The organism is Enorma massiliensis phI (assembly GCF_000311845.1).
Lineage (GTDB): Bacteria > Actinomycetota > Coriobacteriia > Coriobacteriales > Coriobacteriaceae > Enorma > Enorma massiliensis.
This window is the reverse complement of record NZ_HE978574.1, coordinates 1,293,739-1,311,147: the sequence shown is the minus strand read 5'-3', so window position 1 is coordinate 1,311,147 and position 17,409 is coordinate 1,293,739. Positions and strand designations below refer to the sequence as shown.

Sequence of the window (17,409 nt, the reverse complement as noted above, 5' to 3'; positions counted from 1 at the left end):
GTCTCGTCCCTATGGAGATAGCTCCACGCAGCGCATCTTTCGTGGACATGCTCCGCATTGCGTACAATAAAGTGGACGTTTTGGACGAGTCGTAAGGATGCGCATGAGCAAGGCAGATCAGCTTTTCGTGCGGATGTGCACGGATATCTTGGACCACGGCACCACAACTGAGGGGCAGAAAGTGCGGCCCCATTGGGAAGACGGGACGCCGGCCTACACCATCAAGAACTTCGGGGTGACCGCTCGTTACGACCTGCGCGAGGAATTCCCGGCCCTCACGCTGCGGCGCACGGCGCTCAAGAGCGCGATGGATGAGATTCTCTGGATCTACCAGCGTAAATCGAACAACATCCACGACCTCAACTCACACATTTGGGATGAGTGGGCCGACGAGACCGGCTCCATCGGCAAGGCGTATGGCTACCAGATCGCGCAGAAGTCGCACTATCCCGAGGGCGACTTCGATCAGATGGATCGCGTGCTCTACGACCTCACGCACACGCCGTACTCGCGGCGCATCATGACGAACATGTATACCTTCGCCGACCTTTCCGAGATGCACCTCTACCCCTGCGCCTACAGCGTCACCTATAACGTCACGCATGCCGAAGGCGACGAGCGCCCCACGCTCAACATGGTGCTCATGCAGCGCAGCCAGGACATCCTTGCGGCGAACAACTGGAACGTGTGCCAGTACGCCATCTTGCTCATGATGGTGGCGCAATCCGTCGACATGATCGCGGGCGAGCTTCTGCACGTGATCGTGGACGCGCACATCTACGACCGGCACGTCGATATCGTGCGGGAGCTCATCGGGAGGCCGCAGTTCCCTGCGCCGACGGTGCGCCTGAACCCCGAGGTTACGAACTTCTATGATTTCACGACCGACGACCTTATCGTCGAGAACTACCAGACCGGCCCGCAGGTGAAGGGAATCCCCATTGCAGTGTAGACTCAAGGCGATCGTGGCGGTGTGTGACGACTGGGGCATCGGCCGCGACGGTGACATGCTCGTGGCGAACCGTGCCGACATGCGTCATTTCGTGCGTTGCACGAAGGGCCATGCCGTCATCATGGGACGCAAGACCCTGGAGAGCTTCCCGGGCGGCCGCCCGCTCAAGGACCGACGCAACATCGTGCTCACGCGCGACGCGTCGTTCGCCCGCGAGGGCGTGGAGGTCGTTCATTCCATCGACGAGGCGCTCGGCGCCGTGGCGAACGAGGACGAGGCCTGGGTCATCGGCGGGGCCGAGGTGTACCGGCAGCTCCTGCCCTTGTGCGCAGAGGTTGTGGTGACGAAGAATCACGTCACGCATGCTGCGGACGCATTTTTCCCGAACCTCGACGATGACCCCGCCTGGCGCGTTTCCGCAACGAACGGTGGATACGTGGTCCAGCAGGGCGAGGGTGATGTGGGCGTCGCTTTCGAATTCGTGACCTATGAGCGGCAGGAATCCGGAAAGAGCGACGAGGGCTCCGGCGGCACGTGGTTTGACGTCGTCCTCGATCTCGGCTCTACCGTCATCGACCATCTGGTGAGCTAGCATGGTCGAGGTTATCCGTATCGATACCCTTGCCGATCAGCGGCTCAATGCCTATACGCGCCTGACCGAGCGTCAGCTGAGGAGCGTGCTCGAGCCGGAGAAGGGGATCTTCATCGCAGAGAGCGCCAAGGTGATCGAGCGGGCGCTCGCAGCCGGACTGGAGCCGGTGAGCTTCCTCATGGGGGAGCGCTGGCTCGATCAGTTCGTCCCGCTCTTCGACGATCTTACTGCCGCGCGCCCGGAGCTCGATGTCCCTGCGTTCATCTCGCCGATGGACCTCATGGAGGAGCTCACCGGTTTCAACGTGACGCGCGGTGCCCTTGCGGCGTTCCGGCGCCCGCCCATGCTCGAAGCGGGGGCGTTCCTCGACCGCATCGTCAACCATGCGGAGGGCCGCCCGGTGCGCGTGTGCGTACTCGAGGGGATCGTGGACCATACAAACGTCGGGGCGATCTTCCGCAGTGCCGCGGCGCTCAACGTCGATGGCATCCTCGTGAGCCCGACCTGCTGCGATCCACTGTACCGGCGCGCTGTGCGCGTCTCCATGGGGACGGTCTTCCAGGTTCCGTGGACGAGGCTCGGGTCTGTGGCGCGCGCGTGGCCTGAGGACGGCCTCGCCACGCTCCATGATGCGGGCTTCGCCTGCGCCGCCATGGCGCTCTCCGACGACTCTCGCTCGCTCGATGACCCCTCTCTTGGCGAGATCGAGCGCTTGGCGCTCTTCATGGGTACCGAGGGCGACGGTCTCTCTGCCCGCACGATCGCTGGCGCCGACCTCACCGTTCGCATTCCCATGGCCCGTGGGGTGGATTCGCTCAACGTTGCCGCCGCCTCGGCCGTCGCCTTCTGGCAGCTCTGCCCCCATGCATCGAATAGCTATCACTACCAGCACGGTATATACGGCTGAGCTCGTCGGCGCGACGCGGTGCGGGCCAAGCGTTCTGTTTGGTATTCAGGCAAGGAATCGAAGAAAAGCGGGGCGCTAAATTGCCAATTCTGAGATTTCTTGCCTGAAAAACTCGGTGTCCGATATTTACCCGAAGGCATCCGCCGACTAGATTTCACCGAGCATCAAGCTCGTCCGTTTAGGGGTCCTCTGCAGGGGGTATCATGCACAGCATATGCCCCAAAGAAACGGAGTAGCCCTATGGAGATGGACGACCATAAGCGTAGACGGAATATGATCCTTTACGTGCTTATAGCCCTCGTCGTGTACCTTGTGCTCAACACCCTGCTGTTCCCTAACATGGCGAAGCAGGTTCAGATCAACGATGTGAGCTATAGCCAATTCATCGATGACCTCGAGGAAAAGAAGGTCGAATCGGTCCAATACACCGATGGCGATTACTCGGCGCTCTACACGCTCAAGGGCGGCGAGGACAACGTTGCCTATCAGTGTACCGTCATGCCGAACGACTCGGGCCTCACCGACCGTATCGTTGATGCTGGTGCAACGCTTGAAGTCATCATTCCCAATAACGACTCGAGCATCTGGACCTACTACCTCATGACGCTCGTGCTGCCGTTGCTCATCTTTGCCTTCATTGGCTGGTGGCTTAACCGCCGCATGAAGAAGGCCATGGGCGACGACGGCCCGTCGATGAACTTCGGTTCCGGCGGCTTCGGCGGCGGCATGGGCGGCGGCCTCGGCAAGAGCGGCGCGCGCATCGTGGCTTCGAAGGACGTGGGCGTCACGTTCAAGGACGTCGCGGGCCAGGAGGAGGCCAAGGAGTCGCTCAAGGAGGTCGTCGACTTCCTTGAGAACCCCAAGCGCTACGAGGACATCGGTGCGCGCCTGCCGCGCGGCGCCCTGCTCGTAGGCCCTCCAGGTACCGGTAAGACGCTCCTCGCCAAGGCAGTTGCCGGCGAGGCGGGCGTTCCGTTCTTCAGCATCTCGGGCTCCGAGTTCGTCGAGATGTTCGTTGGCCGCGGCGCCGCCAAGGTGCGCGACCTCTTCAAGCAGGCGAACGAGAAGGCGCCCTGCATCGTCTTCATCGACGAGATCGATGCCGTGGGTAAGCGGCGCGACCAGGGCCTCTCGACCAACGACGAGCGCGAGCAGACCTTGAACCAGCTCCTCACCGAGATGGACGGCTTCGATAACCACAAGGGCATCGTGGTGCTCGCCGCCACGAACCGCCCCGACTCGCTCGACCCGGCGCTTCTGCGCCCCGGCCGCTTTGACCGGCGCATCCCCGTCGAGCTTCCCGATCTGGCCGGCCGTAAGTCCATCCTCGAGCTCCATGCCAAGGATGTGAAGGTCCAGCCGCCGATCGACCTCTCGGCCATCGCGCGCGCCACGCCCGGTGCCTCGGGCGCAGACCTCGCCAACATCATCAACGAGGGTGCGCTTCGCGCCGTGCGCCAGGGGCGCAACCGCGCCACGCAGGAGGACTTCGAGGAATCGGTCGAGGTTGTCATCGCGGGCCAGCAGCGCAAGTCCACCGTGCTTTCGGACCACGAGAAGCAGGTCGTCTCGTACCACGAGATCGGTCACGCTATCGTTGCGGCCAACATGAAGGAGGGCGCGCCGGTCACCAAGATCACCATCGTGCCGCGCACTTCGGGCGCGCTCGGCTACACTATGCAGGTGGAGGAGGACGAGAAGTTCCTCACCACGCGTCAGGAGGCGCTCGACAAGCTTGCCGTGTATTGCGGTGGTCGCGCGGCCGAGGAGCTTATCTTTGGCGAGATGACCACCGGTGCCGCTAACGACATCGAGCAGGCTACGAAGCTCGCGCGCAACATGATCACGCGCTTCGGTATGTCCGAGGAGTTCGGCATGATGGCGCTCGGCACCGTCCAGAACGCGTATCTCAACCAGGATACTTCGCTCACCTGCGCGCCGGGCACCGCCGAGCGCGTGGACGAGGACGTGCGCAAGCTCATCGAGGCCGCGCACACGCGCGCCATGCAGATCTTGAAGGAGAACAAGTTCAAGCTGCACGAGCTCGCTCGCTACCTCTATAAGAAGGAGACCATTACCGGCGACGAGTTCATGACGCTCCTGAAGCGCGAGAACCCGCTCATGCCGCCGAAACCCACGGCATAAGCATTCACATATCGCTTCTTTGCTACGGCCCGCACCGGATTGTTCTGGTGCGGGCCGTTGCATGTCGAGGCATCATGCCATGCGCTTTCGTGAGGCATGCCCTCGCACTAGGTGCTGAGAAATTGTCGTAGGTATTATCGAAAAACAAGACGCAAAACCTACAATTATTACGACAATTTTTCAATTCGTACCATGCGGTAACAAACCCATGCCCTCATACGTGTATAGGGTAGGGAGGTGATTGATGTGCGGGAATCAAATAACGAGCTCCGAAGCGAGGAGTTCATGGACGAGGCAATTGCAGCACATCAAGGAGCCGTGTACCGGCTGGCGCTGAGCCAAACGCGGAGCACGGCGGATGCGCAGGATGTTATGCAGGATGTGTTCATCAAGCTTATGCGCTCGCAGGTGCCGTTTCGCGATAGCGATCACCTGCGCGCCTGGCTACTTCGCGTAACCATCAACCAGTGCCGCGATCTTGCAAGGCAGGCGTGGCATCGACGTGTCGAGGTCGTGGACGAGCCCGATATGGGCTCAACTGTTACGCAAGACGAAGCGGTTGAATTGCTGATGGAGCACCCTGTATGGCGCGCAATGGATGCGCTCAAGGAATCGGATCGCTCTGTGCTGCATCTTCGATACGTCGAGGAGCTTTCAATCCCAGAGATTGCCGAGGCGCTTTCGTGCACGCAAGTTGCGGTGCGCGTGCGGTTACGGCGGGCGCGGACGCGGCTCAGGCAGATGATGGTTGCGCAGTGTGAGCAGCAAAGCGCGGATGTTCCGTCCTTTTCTCAGCAGACAGGAGTAATACGATGAAGCAACAGGGGTTTGCCTCGTATATTACGCAGATGAAACAAGTGGGCCCAACATCGATGGGGCAAGAGCGACTGCAGGAAGCATTGCAGCGCGAGCGCTCGGCGGCGCGTGTTAGCGCGAGCGAGCATGTGGTGATGCATCGCCACGGGGTGCTTCCCTCTGCAGGTGTTGTGGCGCGGCGCGCCGTGCTCGCAGCTGCGGCAGTTGCGGCGGTCGTGCTGGTTGCGGGTGTCGTTAGCGGCAACATGGTGGGGAGCGGGCGCACGGGCGGTGCCGCTGCGATTGATGGCCCGGTGCTCGCAGCCTATGCACAGGGTGTCGAGCAAGCCGACGGTTCGGTGCTTCTGCCGGCATCATTTGGAACATCGGTAGATTGGGATCAGGGTGACGACCGCAGCTATTCGGTGCACCTGAATATGGATCTGTCCCTCGTCGATGCTGAGTTTCGCGATATAACGTATTCCATCGTTGAGGGCGATGCGACGTTTAGGTTCCTGCAGAGTCGCGGGAGCGTTTCTACCAACGGCGAGCTCACGGAATTCCAAGACGTCAAGACGTTCACCCTGAGCGATTCCTCTATCGAGGGTACGTACAGCCTTGATGTAGTGATTCCGGAAGACGAAGTCGATGCCGCAACGGACGACCCCTTACGCGACCTCTACGTGATTAACGCGCTTGCCGCGCAAAAGATCGCCGGTACGCGTATCGAGATCGAGGCAACCGACGCGGAGGGCAACACCAGCTCGCACACGTATGAGATCCAACCGGTTGAGAACATCGCGGAACGCTACCAAGAGCTCCAGGCACAGGCGGAGTCGGATGAAGAGCAGCAGCTCGGGGAGCCGCTCTTTACCATGCGCGAAGTTGCATAGCGCTACACGAAGGTCTAGGCGGTTTCATGCGTGCGTCGACTCATCGCGTGCATGATGCATACCGTGTACTCCGGCGGCTGTCGTGCGCACTGGCCCGCGGCAGCCGCTTTGCAGCGGAGTGCGCACTTTTGGGTATCATGAGGGCATACGTTGCGAGTAGAAAGGCCCGTATGCCAGCTCAGACCAGCTCCGAGCCCAGGTTCGCCATCCTCATCGACGCGGACAACATCTCGGAGAAGTACATCAAAATCATCCTCGACGAGGTTTCGAACGCAGGCGTTGCCACGTACAAGCGCATCTACGGCGATTGGACGAGTCAGCGCCTCGTTTCGTGGAAGAACTGCCTGCTCGAGAATTCGATCATTCCCATCCAACAGTACAGCTATACCTACGGCAAGAGCGCGACCGATTCCGCGATGATCATCGACGCGATGGACATCCTCTACAGCGGCAACGTGGACGGATTCGCCATCGTGAGTTCCGACTCGGACTTCACGCGACTCGCCGCGCGCCTGCGCGAAAGCGGCATGCAGGTGATCGGCATGGGCGAGCAGAAGACGCCCGAGCCGTTCATCAGCGCATGCAACCAGTTCAAGTACCTCGACCTGCTCTATGCCGCGCAGCGTGCGGAGGCGAAGGAGGAGGCCGAGGCGGAGCGCGAAGCGGAAACTGCGGCCGAGGCGCCCGCCAAGAAAAAGGCCGGCAAGGGGACGGCCAAGAAGACCGTCAAGGACGAGGGCACTGCGGCACAGAAGAAGCCTAAGGCAAAGTCCTCCGGTGTCGAGAAGTTAGCGGATAAGCAGGCCGCACCTGAAAAGGCGGCCGTGCGCCCCAAGCGCTCCCCGGGCGATATGGGCGGCGATGCGTCGCTGGTAGCCGACTCCGAGGCCGACTTGGGCGATGTAGAGTTCAGCGAGCTTAGCCGCGCCGCGCGCCGGCGGCATATGAAGCGCATTCGCACGGCGGTCGATTCGGTCATCGACCAGTTCTCCGACGAGGAGGGATGGGTCTTCCTCGGCACTATCGGTAGCGAGCTGCCCAAGCGCCTGCCCGATTTCGACGTGCGTAACTACGGGTACCGCAAGCTTAGTCCGTTCCTGAAGTCGATGGGCGTCTACGAGTTCGATGAGCGCGCGAACGCTTCGGGTGCCAAGGCTATGTATCTGCGCATCAAGGAATCGTAAGCTGCGTGTTCGCGCACGTGGTTCGCGGTGTTAATTGGCCGCGCCACCACCGCACTGTTTGAGTGCCGTGGTATAGTGGCCGTGGATGCGTGGCACCGTGCCTTGCAACCCGATCGGTATCTCTCATTGGTGCCTTTCAATGGGTGCTTGAGTTAGAAGGTGGAATCATGGGATTTCTTGACGATGTTCAAGCTTCGCTTAACCGTGGCGTTGCCGGCGCCAACCGCGGTGTTGAATCGATGAAGCTCAAGAGCCAGCTGAACGATGCGAACAAGCGCCGTTCCCAGCTGGCTGCGCAGCTGGGTGCAAGCCTGTATGAGGCAACGAAGGATGACGAATCCTTCCGTGCAGGCCGCGAGCAGCTGTACGATGGCATCGCTCAGATCGACCAGGAGCGTTCGAATATCCAGGCGCAGCTCGATGAGATCGAGCGCCAGGCTGCTGAGTCCGCTCAGGCTGCAGCGCAGATCGAGTGCCCATTCTGCCATTCGCGCATGAGCGCGACCGACCTGTTCTGTGCGGGGTGCGGCAAGCCCATGGCTGAGGTACAGGCTGCTTTGGCTCCTGCAGCCCCGGCTCCCGCTCCTGCGCCGGCTCCTGCCGAGGGCCCCACGTGCCCTGGATGCGGCGCGCCCGTCAACGAGGGCGACGCGTTCTGCATGTCGTGCGGCGCGAAGCTCTAGGAAATCGCTGAACACATAGGTCCCGAACGATCTTGATCGAACGTGCGCTCAAGTTTTGGGCACTTCCGGTCGCTCATCTAGAGTAGCCCTTTCATTTCGCGAAAGGGACGTGCTGTCTGAGCTGCTCTTTCTTTGAAGGCTTTTTTGTCTGTACTTTGACGTTCTGTCCGGAAGTGCCCAAAACTTGAATCTTGGAGTGGACAGGCTGCGGCTTTGGGCTTCAAAGTGCCCAAAACCTGCATCCTTGGGTACTCCAGATGCTTTTTGGGCACTTTCACGCATTGTCTTTCTTGCGCAGGCGTTATGCACTGGCGCCAACGGCGTTCGCCTGCATGTCAAAAGTGCTGGGTGCGCGCTTAAGTAAGTTTGTGCGTCTTGAGCACAGGTTGGGAGGTACGAGCATTGTGCGTATTGCGGTAAGCGCGTGCCTGTTGGGCGAGAATTGCAAGTATAGCGGGGGCAACAACCTATGCCCCGAGCTTGTCGATGCGCTATCGGGCCATGAGGTGATTCCGGTTTGCCCCGAGGTGCTCGGTGGCCTTCCTATTCCGCGACCTCCGGCCGAGATTGTGCACGGTGAGGTTCGCACTCAGGCGGGGGAAAGCGTGGATGCCGCGTTTCGCCTTGGTGCCAAGCGAGCGCTTGATCACATTGAAGCTGCTGGCGGTTGCGACCTTGCGGTCCTGCAGCCGCGCAGCCCTTCCTGTGGCGCCTCGGAAGTCTATGACGGTACGTTCTCAGGCCGGCTCGTTCCTGGCAGCGGAGTGTTCGTTCGGCTTCTGCGGCAGCATGGTTTGTGCGTCATGCAACCGGATGAGTTCCTAGCTGAATTCGCAAGACTTGGATGAGTGGCGGCGCGTCGACCGTGTCGTTGGTGTGCCGATATGCGAGCACAAACGATGATATAAGCGGCATTCGCCGCCTTGCGGCTAGCGGCTAGCGACAAACTTCAAGAAGGCTTGGGCCTGCCGTTCAAGATAGGGGAGCGAGTCTCCCAGGTCGAGTACCCCATCGTTCATCTTTGAGAAGCCGAACGGAATCGTGAGGCGCGGTTTGTTCATAACGTCCATGTTGAGGAACGAGATGAGCGCAACCAGATGATCCTGGGCAATGGCGGTTCCTGAACCTCCTGCAGAAATGCCGCTAATTGCCGCTGGCTTGCCGTCGAGAACCTGGCCTTGCGCCGCGCTCACAGGGCGTGAAAGCCAATCGAGCAGATTCTTGAGTGGGCCAGGGAAGAAATGGTTGTATTCGGGTGTGAAGAACCAGATGCCGTCGGCATCGAGAATTTGCTCGCGCACCCGCGCGACGGCTGGCGGTGCGGGCCGCTCGATGTCCTCGTTGAACAAGGGCACATCGGCCCAATCGAGCAGGGTGAACTGGACGGCCGGGTCGAGCTCGTATACGATGCGGCCTGCGGACTCGGCGAGCTGGCGGTTCATACTTCCCTGGCGAAGGGAACCTGCGATGGCGACGATATGCATTTCGATTCCTTTCGGTTAGATGCTCTTGGCATGCGGCATGGTATTGCTACATACCGTATGCCCCATATCGACGCAGAATGACGCGTCCGCCCACGTATCTTTGAAAAGCATCGACGGACGGACCTTCGTTCAGCTTCGATAGTAGTTTTGCATGAGCTCGGCCAGCGTGGCCTCGGCCCAGCTATAGTTCTTCAGATAGCTGCCTCTAAAGGCGGCTTTCCTGTTTGGAACGGGAGAAAGAAAATCAAAGAGGTCGCAGGCGACCGCCTCCGGCACGATGCGGCGCTTCCCCCGTACCGACTCCATGATATGCGCCGCCCCGTTTGCTTCGAGCGTTCGGTTGAGCCGAAGGGCCACTTTCCGGCAGCGAGTACGCGTCTGGGCGGTTATCGGCTCATCTTCCCAAAGCGCCGTGATGATGTCGGCTGAAGTTACATAACCGCCCCTTCGGTCAACAAGCAGGGCGAGCAGCTCCTTGGCCTTCTCGCTTCGAAATGCGATAGGCCGACCATCGACAAACACGTCGAAGTAGCCGAACGTACGGATCTCGATGCGGGGCATCGTATCGACGATTTCCCGGTTCAATCCCGAAGTCTGCTGGCTTTCTGCCGGTAAGGTTTTGCCGGGAACGGCCGTGTTCGGGGCGGCGTTCATGGCTCCAATAAAGCGCGAACACAGGAAGAATGCCCCGCCGTCTGCATCGACAAGGATAGCTTCACGGTAATCTGCTGCCTTGCCGGTCGGCTCACTTCGTCCGGCGAATACCATTCGTTGCGGGACGGCGGCAAACGGCTTGCTGCATCGATATGCATGGCACGCTGCCTCGATGAACGCCTTGAGAGTGGTTTGATCTTGCGCGGCGGGCAGATGCTCGATGAGTTGGTCGACTGCATCGGATAGGCTTACTCGCAGGGTGCCCAAGCTCGCGAGGCGTTCATCTTGAGCGAACTTGAGGCAACGGGCGCGCTGCTCATTCGGTTCAACGAGAAGAACGGTGTCGTAGATGAGCGCGAGCTCCTGGGCGCGGCGAGCGCGGCTCTTCGCGCGCGATGCGTCGCGCTTTTGCGTGACATCCACGATGACAAGCTGATAGATGCCCCCTTGTTCATCAAGGTTGGGAAGGCGTGAGAGCCAGCATGCGATTTCGATGGGGGTTCCGTCTGCACGCCTGATGCGCGTATCGAATTCGGTTGGTGGCTGGGCGGCGCCCGCCTCCTCGAGCAGCGTTCGAAACGGCCCCTGGTCCGCTAAGGGTACGAGGCGATCTATGCTTTCGCTTACCGCAGCACGAAGGCCTGCATCGCTTGAGTCGATACCCACGATGCGCCATGCCTGTTCGTTGCAGCCGACAATGCTGAAATCGCGTGCTCTAAAGTGGACGATTCCGACGGGCGATGCCTCGCAGTATTCCATCGGGGCAGAGGCAGCGTTACCGATGGAGTGTGATAAAAGCTGGGTTTGCATGATGGCTTCCATTCGCTTGCTGGACGGTGTGTTCTCGCGATGTATTGCGAGCTGGATATCTATGGTGGGCTCGAGCCTATGACGCGCGAGTACGAGATTCGTTCCTAAGTCGTTCCACCTGGGTGCGCCCGAGGTTCGAATTGTTACAAGGCTAGGGCTACATGTTCCCGAGCGGCCCAGCTGCGAACGTACCCTCTAACAGATTTGTTAGCGAAACCATCGTTCCTGCACATGACGGGTGCCGCGCGTGACGGTTCGAGGAACGCCCGTGGGGCGATTCCTCGGTAAAGTCCACCTCGATGCTTGGGTTGCATCCGGCACGGCAAGGATGTTCGCGCTGGGTCATTCACCTGCATGCGATTGACGCAAGAAAGGGATGGGCTTCATGAAGAAAACGATAATGCGGGGGCTGCTTGCTATCGCGACGCTCGCGCTCGCGGCGGCCACGTATCCGGTAGCGTTTCCAACAACTGCCCGTGCAAAGGAGGAGTCGGGTTCATCGTACATTACGGTAGAAAAGATATGGGAGGATTCTGATAATAAGGACGGAGCGCGGCCTGATTCGGTGAGGGTGCGTGTGAAGATCGACGCCGTGGAGGCTCGTAGCGATGAGCCTATCGATTACTTCTCCCTCGTCTCGCATAACGGCGGAAGCAGCGATGATAAGCTGTCGGCTGAGGGGCCGGACGGGATTCTGGGAACTGACGACGACTGGACCCTGGTGCTCTCAGAGGAAAATGGTTGGGAAGTGCAGATAGAGACGATTACCGGTGGTTCGCGCATACGAGGCATCGAGGCTGAAGAGCTCGATGTTCCCTCCGGGTATACCTCCTCTATAGAGAAAGGCTTTAGTGGGGATATGCTATCTGGGTACATCGACGTGACCAACACGAAGGCGGTCGAGGAGCCGGGCGACCCCAAGGACCCAGGTCCTGTGAGTCCAGAAGACCCGGTCGGTCCGGTTCAACCCGAAACGCCTTCCAATCCAGAAGATCCGGTTGCACCGACGGAGCCTGGCAATTCGACGCCGGATGCTCCCGACGCCACTTCCAGCGCTGAGGCGCCTGTAGCCGGCGGCAATCGCGAAAAGGTATCTTCGGAAGCACCGGAGCTCCCGCAAACCGGCGATTCGTCCGTCTATCTTTTGGCTGCGGGCGCGGGCTCCATCATCCTTCTGGCAGGAATGGGGCTTGCGAAGAAGCAGTCATAGACGTGAAGAGTCCTCGCTCACCCATCACAGCCATGCAAACGTGCTACAATACCGCGCAATGGCTGTGATGGGGAGGAGTAGCCGGCCTCCGCACTGTTAAGAGAGCGAGCGGTAGCTGAGAAGCTCGCCGGTGCGACCGAGCGAAAATCACCCCGGAGCTGCGGCCCGAACGAATGAGCCCGATTTGGCGGAGTGTGCAAAACAACCCCGTCCCGTTTTGATTCATTTCAGTAGGCGTCGCCGGGATGGTCGCCGTGATGGACCAGCCGAGTAAAGGGTGCGGGCTGTCGCCAGGCAGCAGGGGCACCTAAGCTGGGTGGTAGAGCGAGGAGCTTTAAGCTTGTGGCCGCACATGCTGCGGCAGCGAGATTCTGGAAGCGCTTCGTCCCAGCTTTAAGGGACGGGCGCTTTTTCTTAGGCGCCCACGACGGCGGGGCGCCGCGCCAGTGTTCCGCCTGTAGCGAGGAGGGCACATGGCGAAGGAGAAAAGTAAGTACAACGACACGATGCAGTTGCCCAAGACGGGCTTCCCCATGCGTGGCGGGCTTCCTAAGAACGAGCCCAAGCGCCTGGCAGCTTGGTACGAGAACCATGTATACGAGCAGCTGCAGAAGAAAAACGAAGGGCACAAGAAATTCGTCCTTCACGATGGCCCTCCGTATGCGAACGGTCCGATTCACATCGGCCATGCCATGAACAAGATCTCCAAAGACATCATCATGCGGTATCACGCCATGCAGGGCGAGCAGACGCCGTATGTGCCCGGTTGGGACTGCCATGGCCAGCCCATCGAGCATAAGGTCGAGGAGATGCTCGGCACCAAGAAGTTCAACGCCACGCCCACGGCAAAGATTCGCGAGCTCTGCAACAAGTTTGCTGTTGAGAACATCGACCTGCAGCGCGAGGGATTCAAGCGCCTTGGCGTGCTCGGCGACTGGGATAACCCGTATCTCACGCTCTATCATGAACACGATGCCGCGGATATCGAGGTCTTCAAGGCCATGTTCGATAAGGGCATGATCTATCGCGGCCGCAAGCCGGTCCATTGGTGCAAGCACTGCCATACCGCTCTCGCCGAGGCCGAGATCGAGTATTCCGATGAGGTCTCGCCGTCTGTCTTCGTTCGCTTTGAACTCATCGACGTGCCCGAGGCACTGCGTGCGGCGGGTGTGCCGGTCGATGTGGTGATTTGGACCACGACCCCTTGGACGCTTCCCGCGAACGCCGGCGTGGCGTTGCTCGCCGACGCCGACTACATCGCCGTCGAGGCAGAGGGCCGCTTGGGCATCATGGCCAAGGCGCTCTGGGAGAAGGTCTTCCATGGGGTGGCCGGCATCGAGGATGCTTGCCTGTACGTGCCCGAGGGTGCCGCCGAACCGTGGAGCGTCCACGGCGAAGAGCTCGTCGACATCACCTATACGCACCCGATCTTCTCGGATGTGCAGGGCAGGATCGTCACGGCCGATTACGTTACGCTTGAAGATGGTACCGGGTGCGTTCATACCGCCCCTGGCCATGGTGTGGACGACTATTACACGGGCATGCGCTGCAACCTGCCGATCATCATGCCGGTTGATGACGATGGCCACTTCTACGCAGGTGACGGCCTGGGAACGGGCGGTCCCTTCTCTGGCATGGACACCGATGAGGCTAACCCGCACATCATCGAGTTTTTGCGCGAGCGCGGTACGCTCGTTGCCGAGAAGAAGATCAACCACAGCTATCCGCATTGCTGGCGCTGCAAGAACCCGGTCATCTTCCGTGCAACCGACCAGTGGTTCGTTTCTATGGACGAGACCAATCTACGCGGCGAGGCGCTCGATCAGGTGCTCAACCATGTGACGTGGTACCCCGATCACGCCAAGAACCGCATTGGGTCCATGGTGGAGGGCCGCCCCGACTGGTGCATCAGCCGCCAGCGCAACTGGGGCGTGCCGATTCCGAGCTATACCTGCGCCGACTGCGGTGAAAAGGTCATGAACGACGCGACGCTCGACGCCGTGATCGCCCTCTTCAAGGAGAAGGGCTCCGATGCCTGGTTTACTGACGCGCCTGAGGAGTACCTGGGCGAGGCCTGCGTGTGCCCCAAGTGCGGTGGGCACCATCTCAAGGCGGACCGCGATATCCTCGACGTCTGGTGGGATTCCGGCGTCTCCTGGAAGGCCGTCTGCGAGAACCGCGAGGAGCTCGAGTATCCGGCGGACATGTATCTCGAGGGCTCCGATCAGCATCGCGGGTGGTTCCAGAGCTCTCTCCTCACGAGCGTGGGCGCAAATGGCGTGGCTCCGTACAAGGCCGTGGTGAGCCAGGGCTTCACGCTCGACGGCCAGGGCCGCAAGATGTCGAAGAGCCTGGGCAACGTGATCGATCCCAACAAGGTCTGCGACGAGATGGGTGCCGATATCATCCGACTTTGGGTTGCGAGCGTCGATACCTCGACCGACGTCGCCATCGACCATGAGATTCTTGCCCGCACCTCCGATGCATACCGCCGCTTCCGCAACACCTTCCGCTTCCTGCTGGGTGAGCTTGAGGGGCAGTTCGAGCCTGAGACCGACGGCGTTCCTTTCTCCGACCTCACCGCTCTCGACCAGCTCATGGTCGCGCGCTTGACGCAGGTGCAGGCCGAGGTCGACGCAGCCTATGCGGGCTATGAGTTCAACCGCGCCTATCGCGTGCTCTACGACTTCGTGGTCACGGAGCTCTCGAATGTCTACCTCGACGCGCTGAAGGACCGGCTCTACTGCGAGAAGCCCGGTTCGCTCGCGCGCCGCAGCGCTCAGACGGTGCTCTCCGAGCTGCTGAGCATGCTCCTGCGTGATCTCCAGCCCATCCTTGCCTTCACCTGCGACGAGGTCATGGCCTATGCGCCCGCTGGTTGCCGCGGCGGTGAAACCTACGCGGCCATGCTCGATTGGTACCAGGCCCCCATCTCGGTCGAAGAGGCCAATGATTATTCCGAGGTCCTAACCGCTGCCCTCACCCTTCGTGGCGCGGTGACCAAGGCGCTCGAGGATGCGCGCACGGCCGGCACCTTCACCAAGAGCCAGGAAGTTCGCATCTCCGCTACGGTTCCGTCTTCGGACTTTGCGCTCCTTACCGGTGAGCGCGGCATCGACCTTGCCGAGTTCTTCATCGTCTCCGAGGTTGCGCTTATGGAGAACGAAGATGCTGAGGACGACGGCATCACCGTCACCGTCGATGCCGCCCGTGGCGAGCGTTGCGATCGCTGCTGGAACTATCGCGAGGACACCGGCGTGCATGGCGAGCACGAGCACATCTGCTCCCGCTGCGCCGCCGCGCTCGAATAGGACAATCGCGGGGCAGGGTGCTGGTCGCCTTGCCCCGCATGAGACAATTGTGCCAGGCACAAGTGTCTCATGTTGAACGAGGCGGATGGTGCCTGGACACTTGGTTCAAGTTGGAAGGTTTGGTTGTGGCAAAGAAGCGTGTGGACGTCAAAGAGTTCAAGCCGCCGCTCCTGTGGAGGCTCGGCGTGCTTTTGGTGGTCGGTGTCACGGTTGCGTGCTTCGACCAGATCTCCAAGGCGGTCGTGCGCGTTGCGCTATCTCCTGCGGGCACAGTGGGTGTCCAGGTAATCCCCGGGATTCTCAATTTCGAGCTCGTCTATAACGAAGGCGCCGCGTTCGGGCTGGGGGAGGGCTGCACCCTCGTTTTCGTCACACTCGCTGTGATCATGGTCATGGCGTCGCTTATCTACCTCTTGCGGGCCCCGCTCGTCTCGTCTTGGGAGGTCGTTGGCCTGGCGCTTGTGTGCGGCGGAGCGGTGGGTAACGCCATCGACCGCGTCGTCCATGGCGTTGTGACCGATTTTATCGCTACAGCTTTCATCGATTTTCCCGTTTTCAACATTGCCGATATCGGCATCACCGTGGGCGTCGCCGTCGCGCTGATCGGTTTCATTTTCCTCTCTCCCGCAAACCTCGCTGCGCGGGAGCGCGCCGAAGCCGAGCGAACCGCCCATGCCGATAGCGCTATACGGCGGCGCGCCTCACGCAAGAGCGGGCGGAAGGGGCGTTAACCATGCCAGGCGACCTCCATATTCTTGTAGCTGAGCCCGATGCGGGAACAAGGCTCGATGCTTATCTAGGGGCTCAGGATTCGTGTCCTTCGCGCTCCGCGTGCGCGCGTCTTGTGGAGGCTGGCGCCGTCGCCGTGAACGGTGAGGTGTGCCTTTCGAAGAAGTATGCCGTTGCGGCGGGCGACCGCATCTCGGTCGAGCTTCCCGAGGAGGAGGCGCTTTCCGGTGCGGTGATCCCACAGCCCATTCCGCTCGATATTCGCTTCGAAGACGAGTACCTCATCGTCTTGTCCAAGCAGCGTGGTCTGGTGTGCCATCCGGCGCACGGCCATGCGGACGGCACGCTCGCGAACGCGCTCGTGTACCATTGCGGTCTCGAGCATCTGGGGACATTGCAAGGGGAGGACCGCCCCGGCATCGTGCATCGCCTTGACCGCGATACCTCCGGGCTCATGCTTGCCGCGAAGGACGATGAGACCCAGCGCGCGCTTCAGGACCTCATCCGCCTGCGCACCCTCGACCGGCGCTATATCGCGCTCGTTCACGGCTATATCGCGCACGATGAGGGCACCATCAGCACGGGGATTGCCCGTTCGACGCGCGACCGGGTGAAGATGGCGGTCTCGGACGATCCATTCGCTCGCCAGGCGATCACCACGTTCAAGGTTCTTGAACGCTTCGAAGCTAGCCGTACCGATGACGGCTACACGCTCGTCGAATGCCATCTCTATACCGGCCGCACGCATCAGATCCGCGTCCATATGCGGCATATCAACCATCCGCTCGTTGGAGACCCTCTCTATGGCAAGGGGAAGGGGACTGAGCGCGCCGACCGCGGTCTCGCAAGGCAGTTCCTTCACTCTTGGCGCGTTGCGTTCACGCACCCGGTAACAGGGGAGGCCATTGAGTGCCGCGACACGCTTCCCTGGGACCTCGCTGCGGTGCTCGAGGATATTGAGTCGCTTTCGATCGGTCGAACACCGGCGGGCGACAAGATCATCCCGCAGCTTCTGGAGTGGTGACGCTCCGTGAATCGCCAACACCCGGTGTCTGCGATT

General features: G+C 60.7%; 14 protein-coding genes and 1 pseudogene. 13 read left to right on the top strand and 2 right to left on the bottom strand.

Annotation, left to right across the window (positions count from 1 at the left end; translation table 11 throughout):
• The first annotated feature begins 103 nt into the window (after positions 1-103).
• From thyA to HGEM_RS05520, 9 genes and pseudogenes are all read left to right on the top strand, one after another.
• Entirely contained in the window at positions 104-952 is an 849-nt protein-coding gene (gene thyA / locus HGEM_RS05560) for a thymidylate synthase (protein WP_019128429.1), read from the top strand.
• Positions 942-1,448 (top strand): annotated as a pseudogene (locus HGEM_RS05555) (dihydrofolate reductase); the annotation flags it as partial. The gene thyA and the pseudogene HGEM_RS05555, both read left to right, overlap by 11 nt.
• A 97-nt stretch (positions 1,449-1,545) precedes the next feature.
• Positions 1,546-2,451, top strand: coding sequence for a TrmH family RNA methyltransferase (locus tag HGEM_RS05550; RefSeq protein WP_019128427.1), 906 nt, complete (start codon positions 1,546-1,548; stop codon positions 2,449-2,451).
• A gap of 240 nt (positions 2,452-2,691) precedes the next feature.
• Positions 2,692-4,596: an ATP-dependent zinc metalloprotease FtsH gene (ftsH, locus tag HGEM_RS05545; protein ID WP_195891237.1), complete on the top strand. Its 1,905-nt coding sequence runs from the start codon at positions 2,692-2,694 to the stop codon at positions 4,594-4,596.
• A gap of 285 nt (positions 4,597-4,881) precedes the next feature.
• A complete protein-coding gene (locus tag HGEM_RS05540; protein WP_087186953.1) occupies positions 4,882-5,412 on the top strand; it encodes an RNA polymerase sigma factor in 531 nt (176 codons plus the stop codon).
• Positions 5,409-6,284 (top strand): hypothetical protein, encoded by an 876-nt coding sequence (locus HGEM_RS05535; protein ID WP_035100723.1) that lies wholly within the window; start codon positions 5,409-5,411, stop codon positions 6,282-6,284. Before HGEM_RS05540 ends, HGEM_RS05535 begins: the two co-directional genes overlap by 4 nt.
• Positions 6,285-6,454: 170 nt before the next feature.
• Positions 6,455-7,468, top strand: a complete 1,014-nt coding sequence (locus tag HGEM_RS05530; protein ID WP_019128423.1) for an NYN domain-containing protein — start codon at positions 6,455-6,457, stop codon at positions 7,466-7,468.
• A 167-nt stretch (positions 7,469-7,635) separates the two neighbouring features.
• Positions 7,636-8,151 carry a zinc-ribbon domain-containing protein gene (locus HGEM_RS05525; protein ID WP_019128422.1) on the top strand — a complete coding sequence of 172 codons (516 nt, stop codon included), beginning with the start codon at positions 7,636-7,638 and terminating at the stop codon, positions 8,149-8,151.
• A gap of 257 nt (positions 8,152-8,408) precedes the next feature.
• Complete coding sequence (locus tag HGEM_RS05520; RefSeq protein WP_338081888.1) at positions 8,409-8,999, top strand: 2-thiouracil desulfurase family protein; 591 nt, start codon at positions 8,409-8,411, stop codon at positions 8,997-8,999.
• Between the two features lie 81 nt (positions 9,000-9,080).
• Here the strand turns inward: HGEM_RS05520 and HGEM_RS05515 are convergent, their stop codons facing one another.
• Together HGEM_RS05515 and HGEM_RS09730 are read right to left on the bottom strand one after the other, a co-directional pair.
• On the bottom strand, positions 9,081-9,635 hold the full coding sequence (locus tag HGEM_RS05515) for an NADPH-dependent FMN reductase (protein WP_019128420.1): 555 nt from the start codon (positions 9,633-9,635) through the stop codon (positions 9,081-9,083).
• A gap of 129 nt (positions 9,636-9,764) precedes the next feature.
• Positions 9,765-11,099 carry a hypothetical protein gene (locus HGEM_RS09730; protein ID WP_019128418.1) on the bottom strand — a complete coding sequence of 445 codons (1,335 nt, stop codon included), beginning with the start codon at positions 11,097-11,099 and terminating at the stop codon, positions 9,765-9,767.
• Positions 11,100-11,475: 376 nt separating this feature from the next.
• On the opposite strand from HGEM_RS09730, the gene HGEM_RS05505 reads away from it, so the two are divergent.
• The 4 genes from HGEM_RS05505 (at position 11,476) to HGEM_RS05490 (ending at position 17,373) form a co-directional block, all read left to right on the top strand.
• A complete protein-coding gene (locus tag HGEM_RS05505; RefSeq protein ID WP_019128416.1) occupies positions 11,476-12,309 on the top strand; it encodes a Cna B-type domain-containing protein in 834 nt (277 codons plus the stop codon).
• A gap of 473 nt (positions 12,310-12,782) precedes the next feature.
• A complete protein-coding gene (gene ileS, locus HGEM_RS05500; protein WP_019128415.1) occupies positions 12,783-15,620 on the top strand; it encodes an isoleucine--tRNA ligase in 2,838 nt (945 codons plus the stop codon).
• Between the two features lie 125 nt (positions 15,621-15,745).
• Positions 15,746-16,351, top strand: a complete 606-nt coding sequence (lspA, locus tag HGEM_RS05495) for a signal peptidase II (protein WP_019128414.1) — start codon at positions 15,746-15,748, stop codon at positions 16,349-16,351.
• 2 nt (positions 16,352-16,353) lie between these two features.
• Positions 16,354-17,373, top strand: a complete 1,020-nt coding sequence (locus HGEM_RS05490; RefSeq protein WP_019128413.1) for an RluA family pseudouridine synthase — start codon at positions 16,354-16,356, stop codon at positions 17,371-17,373.
• The last annotated feature ends 36 nt before the right edge of the window (positions 17,374-17,409 follow it).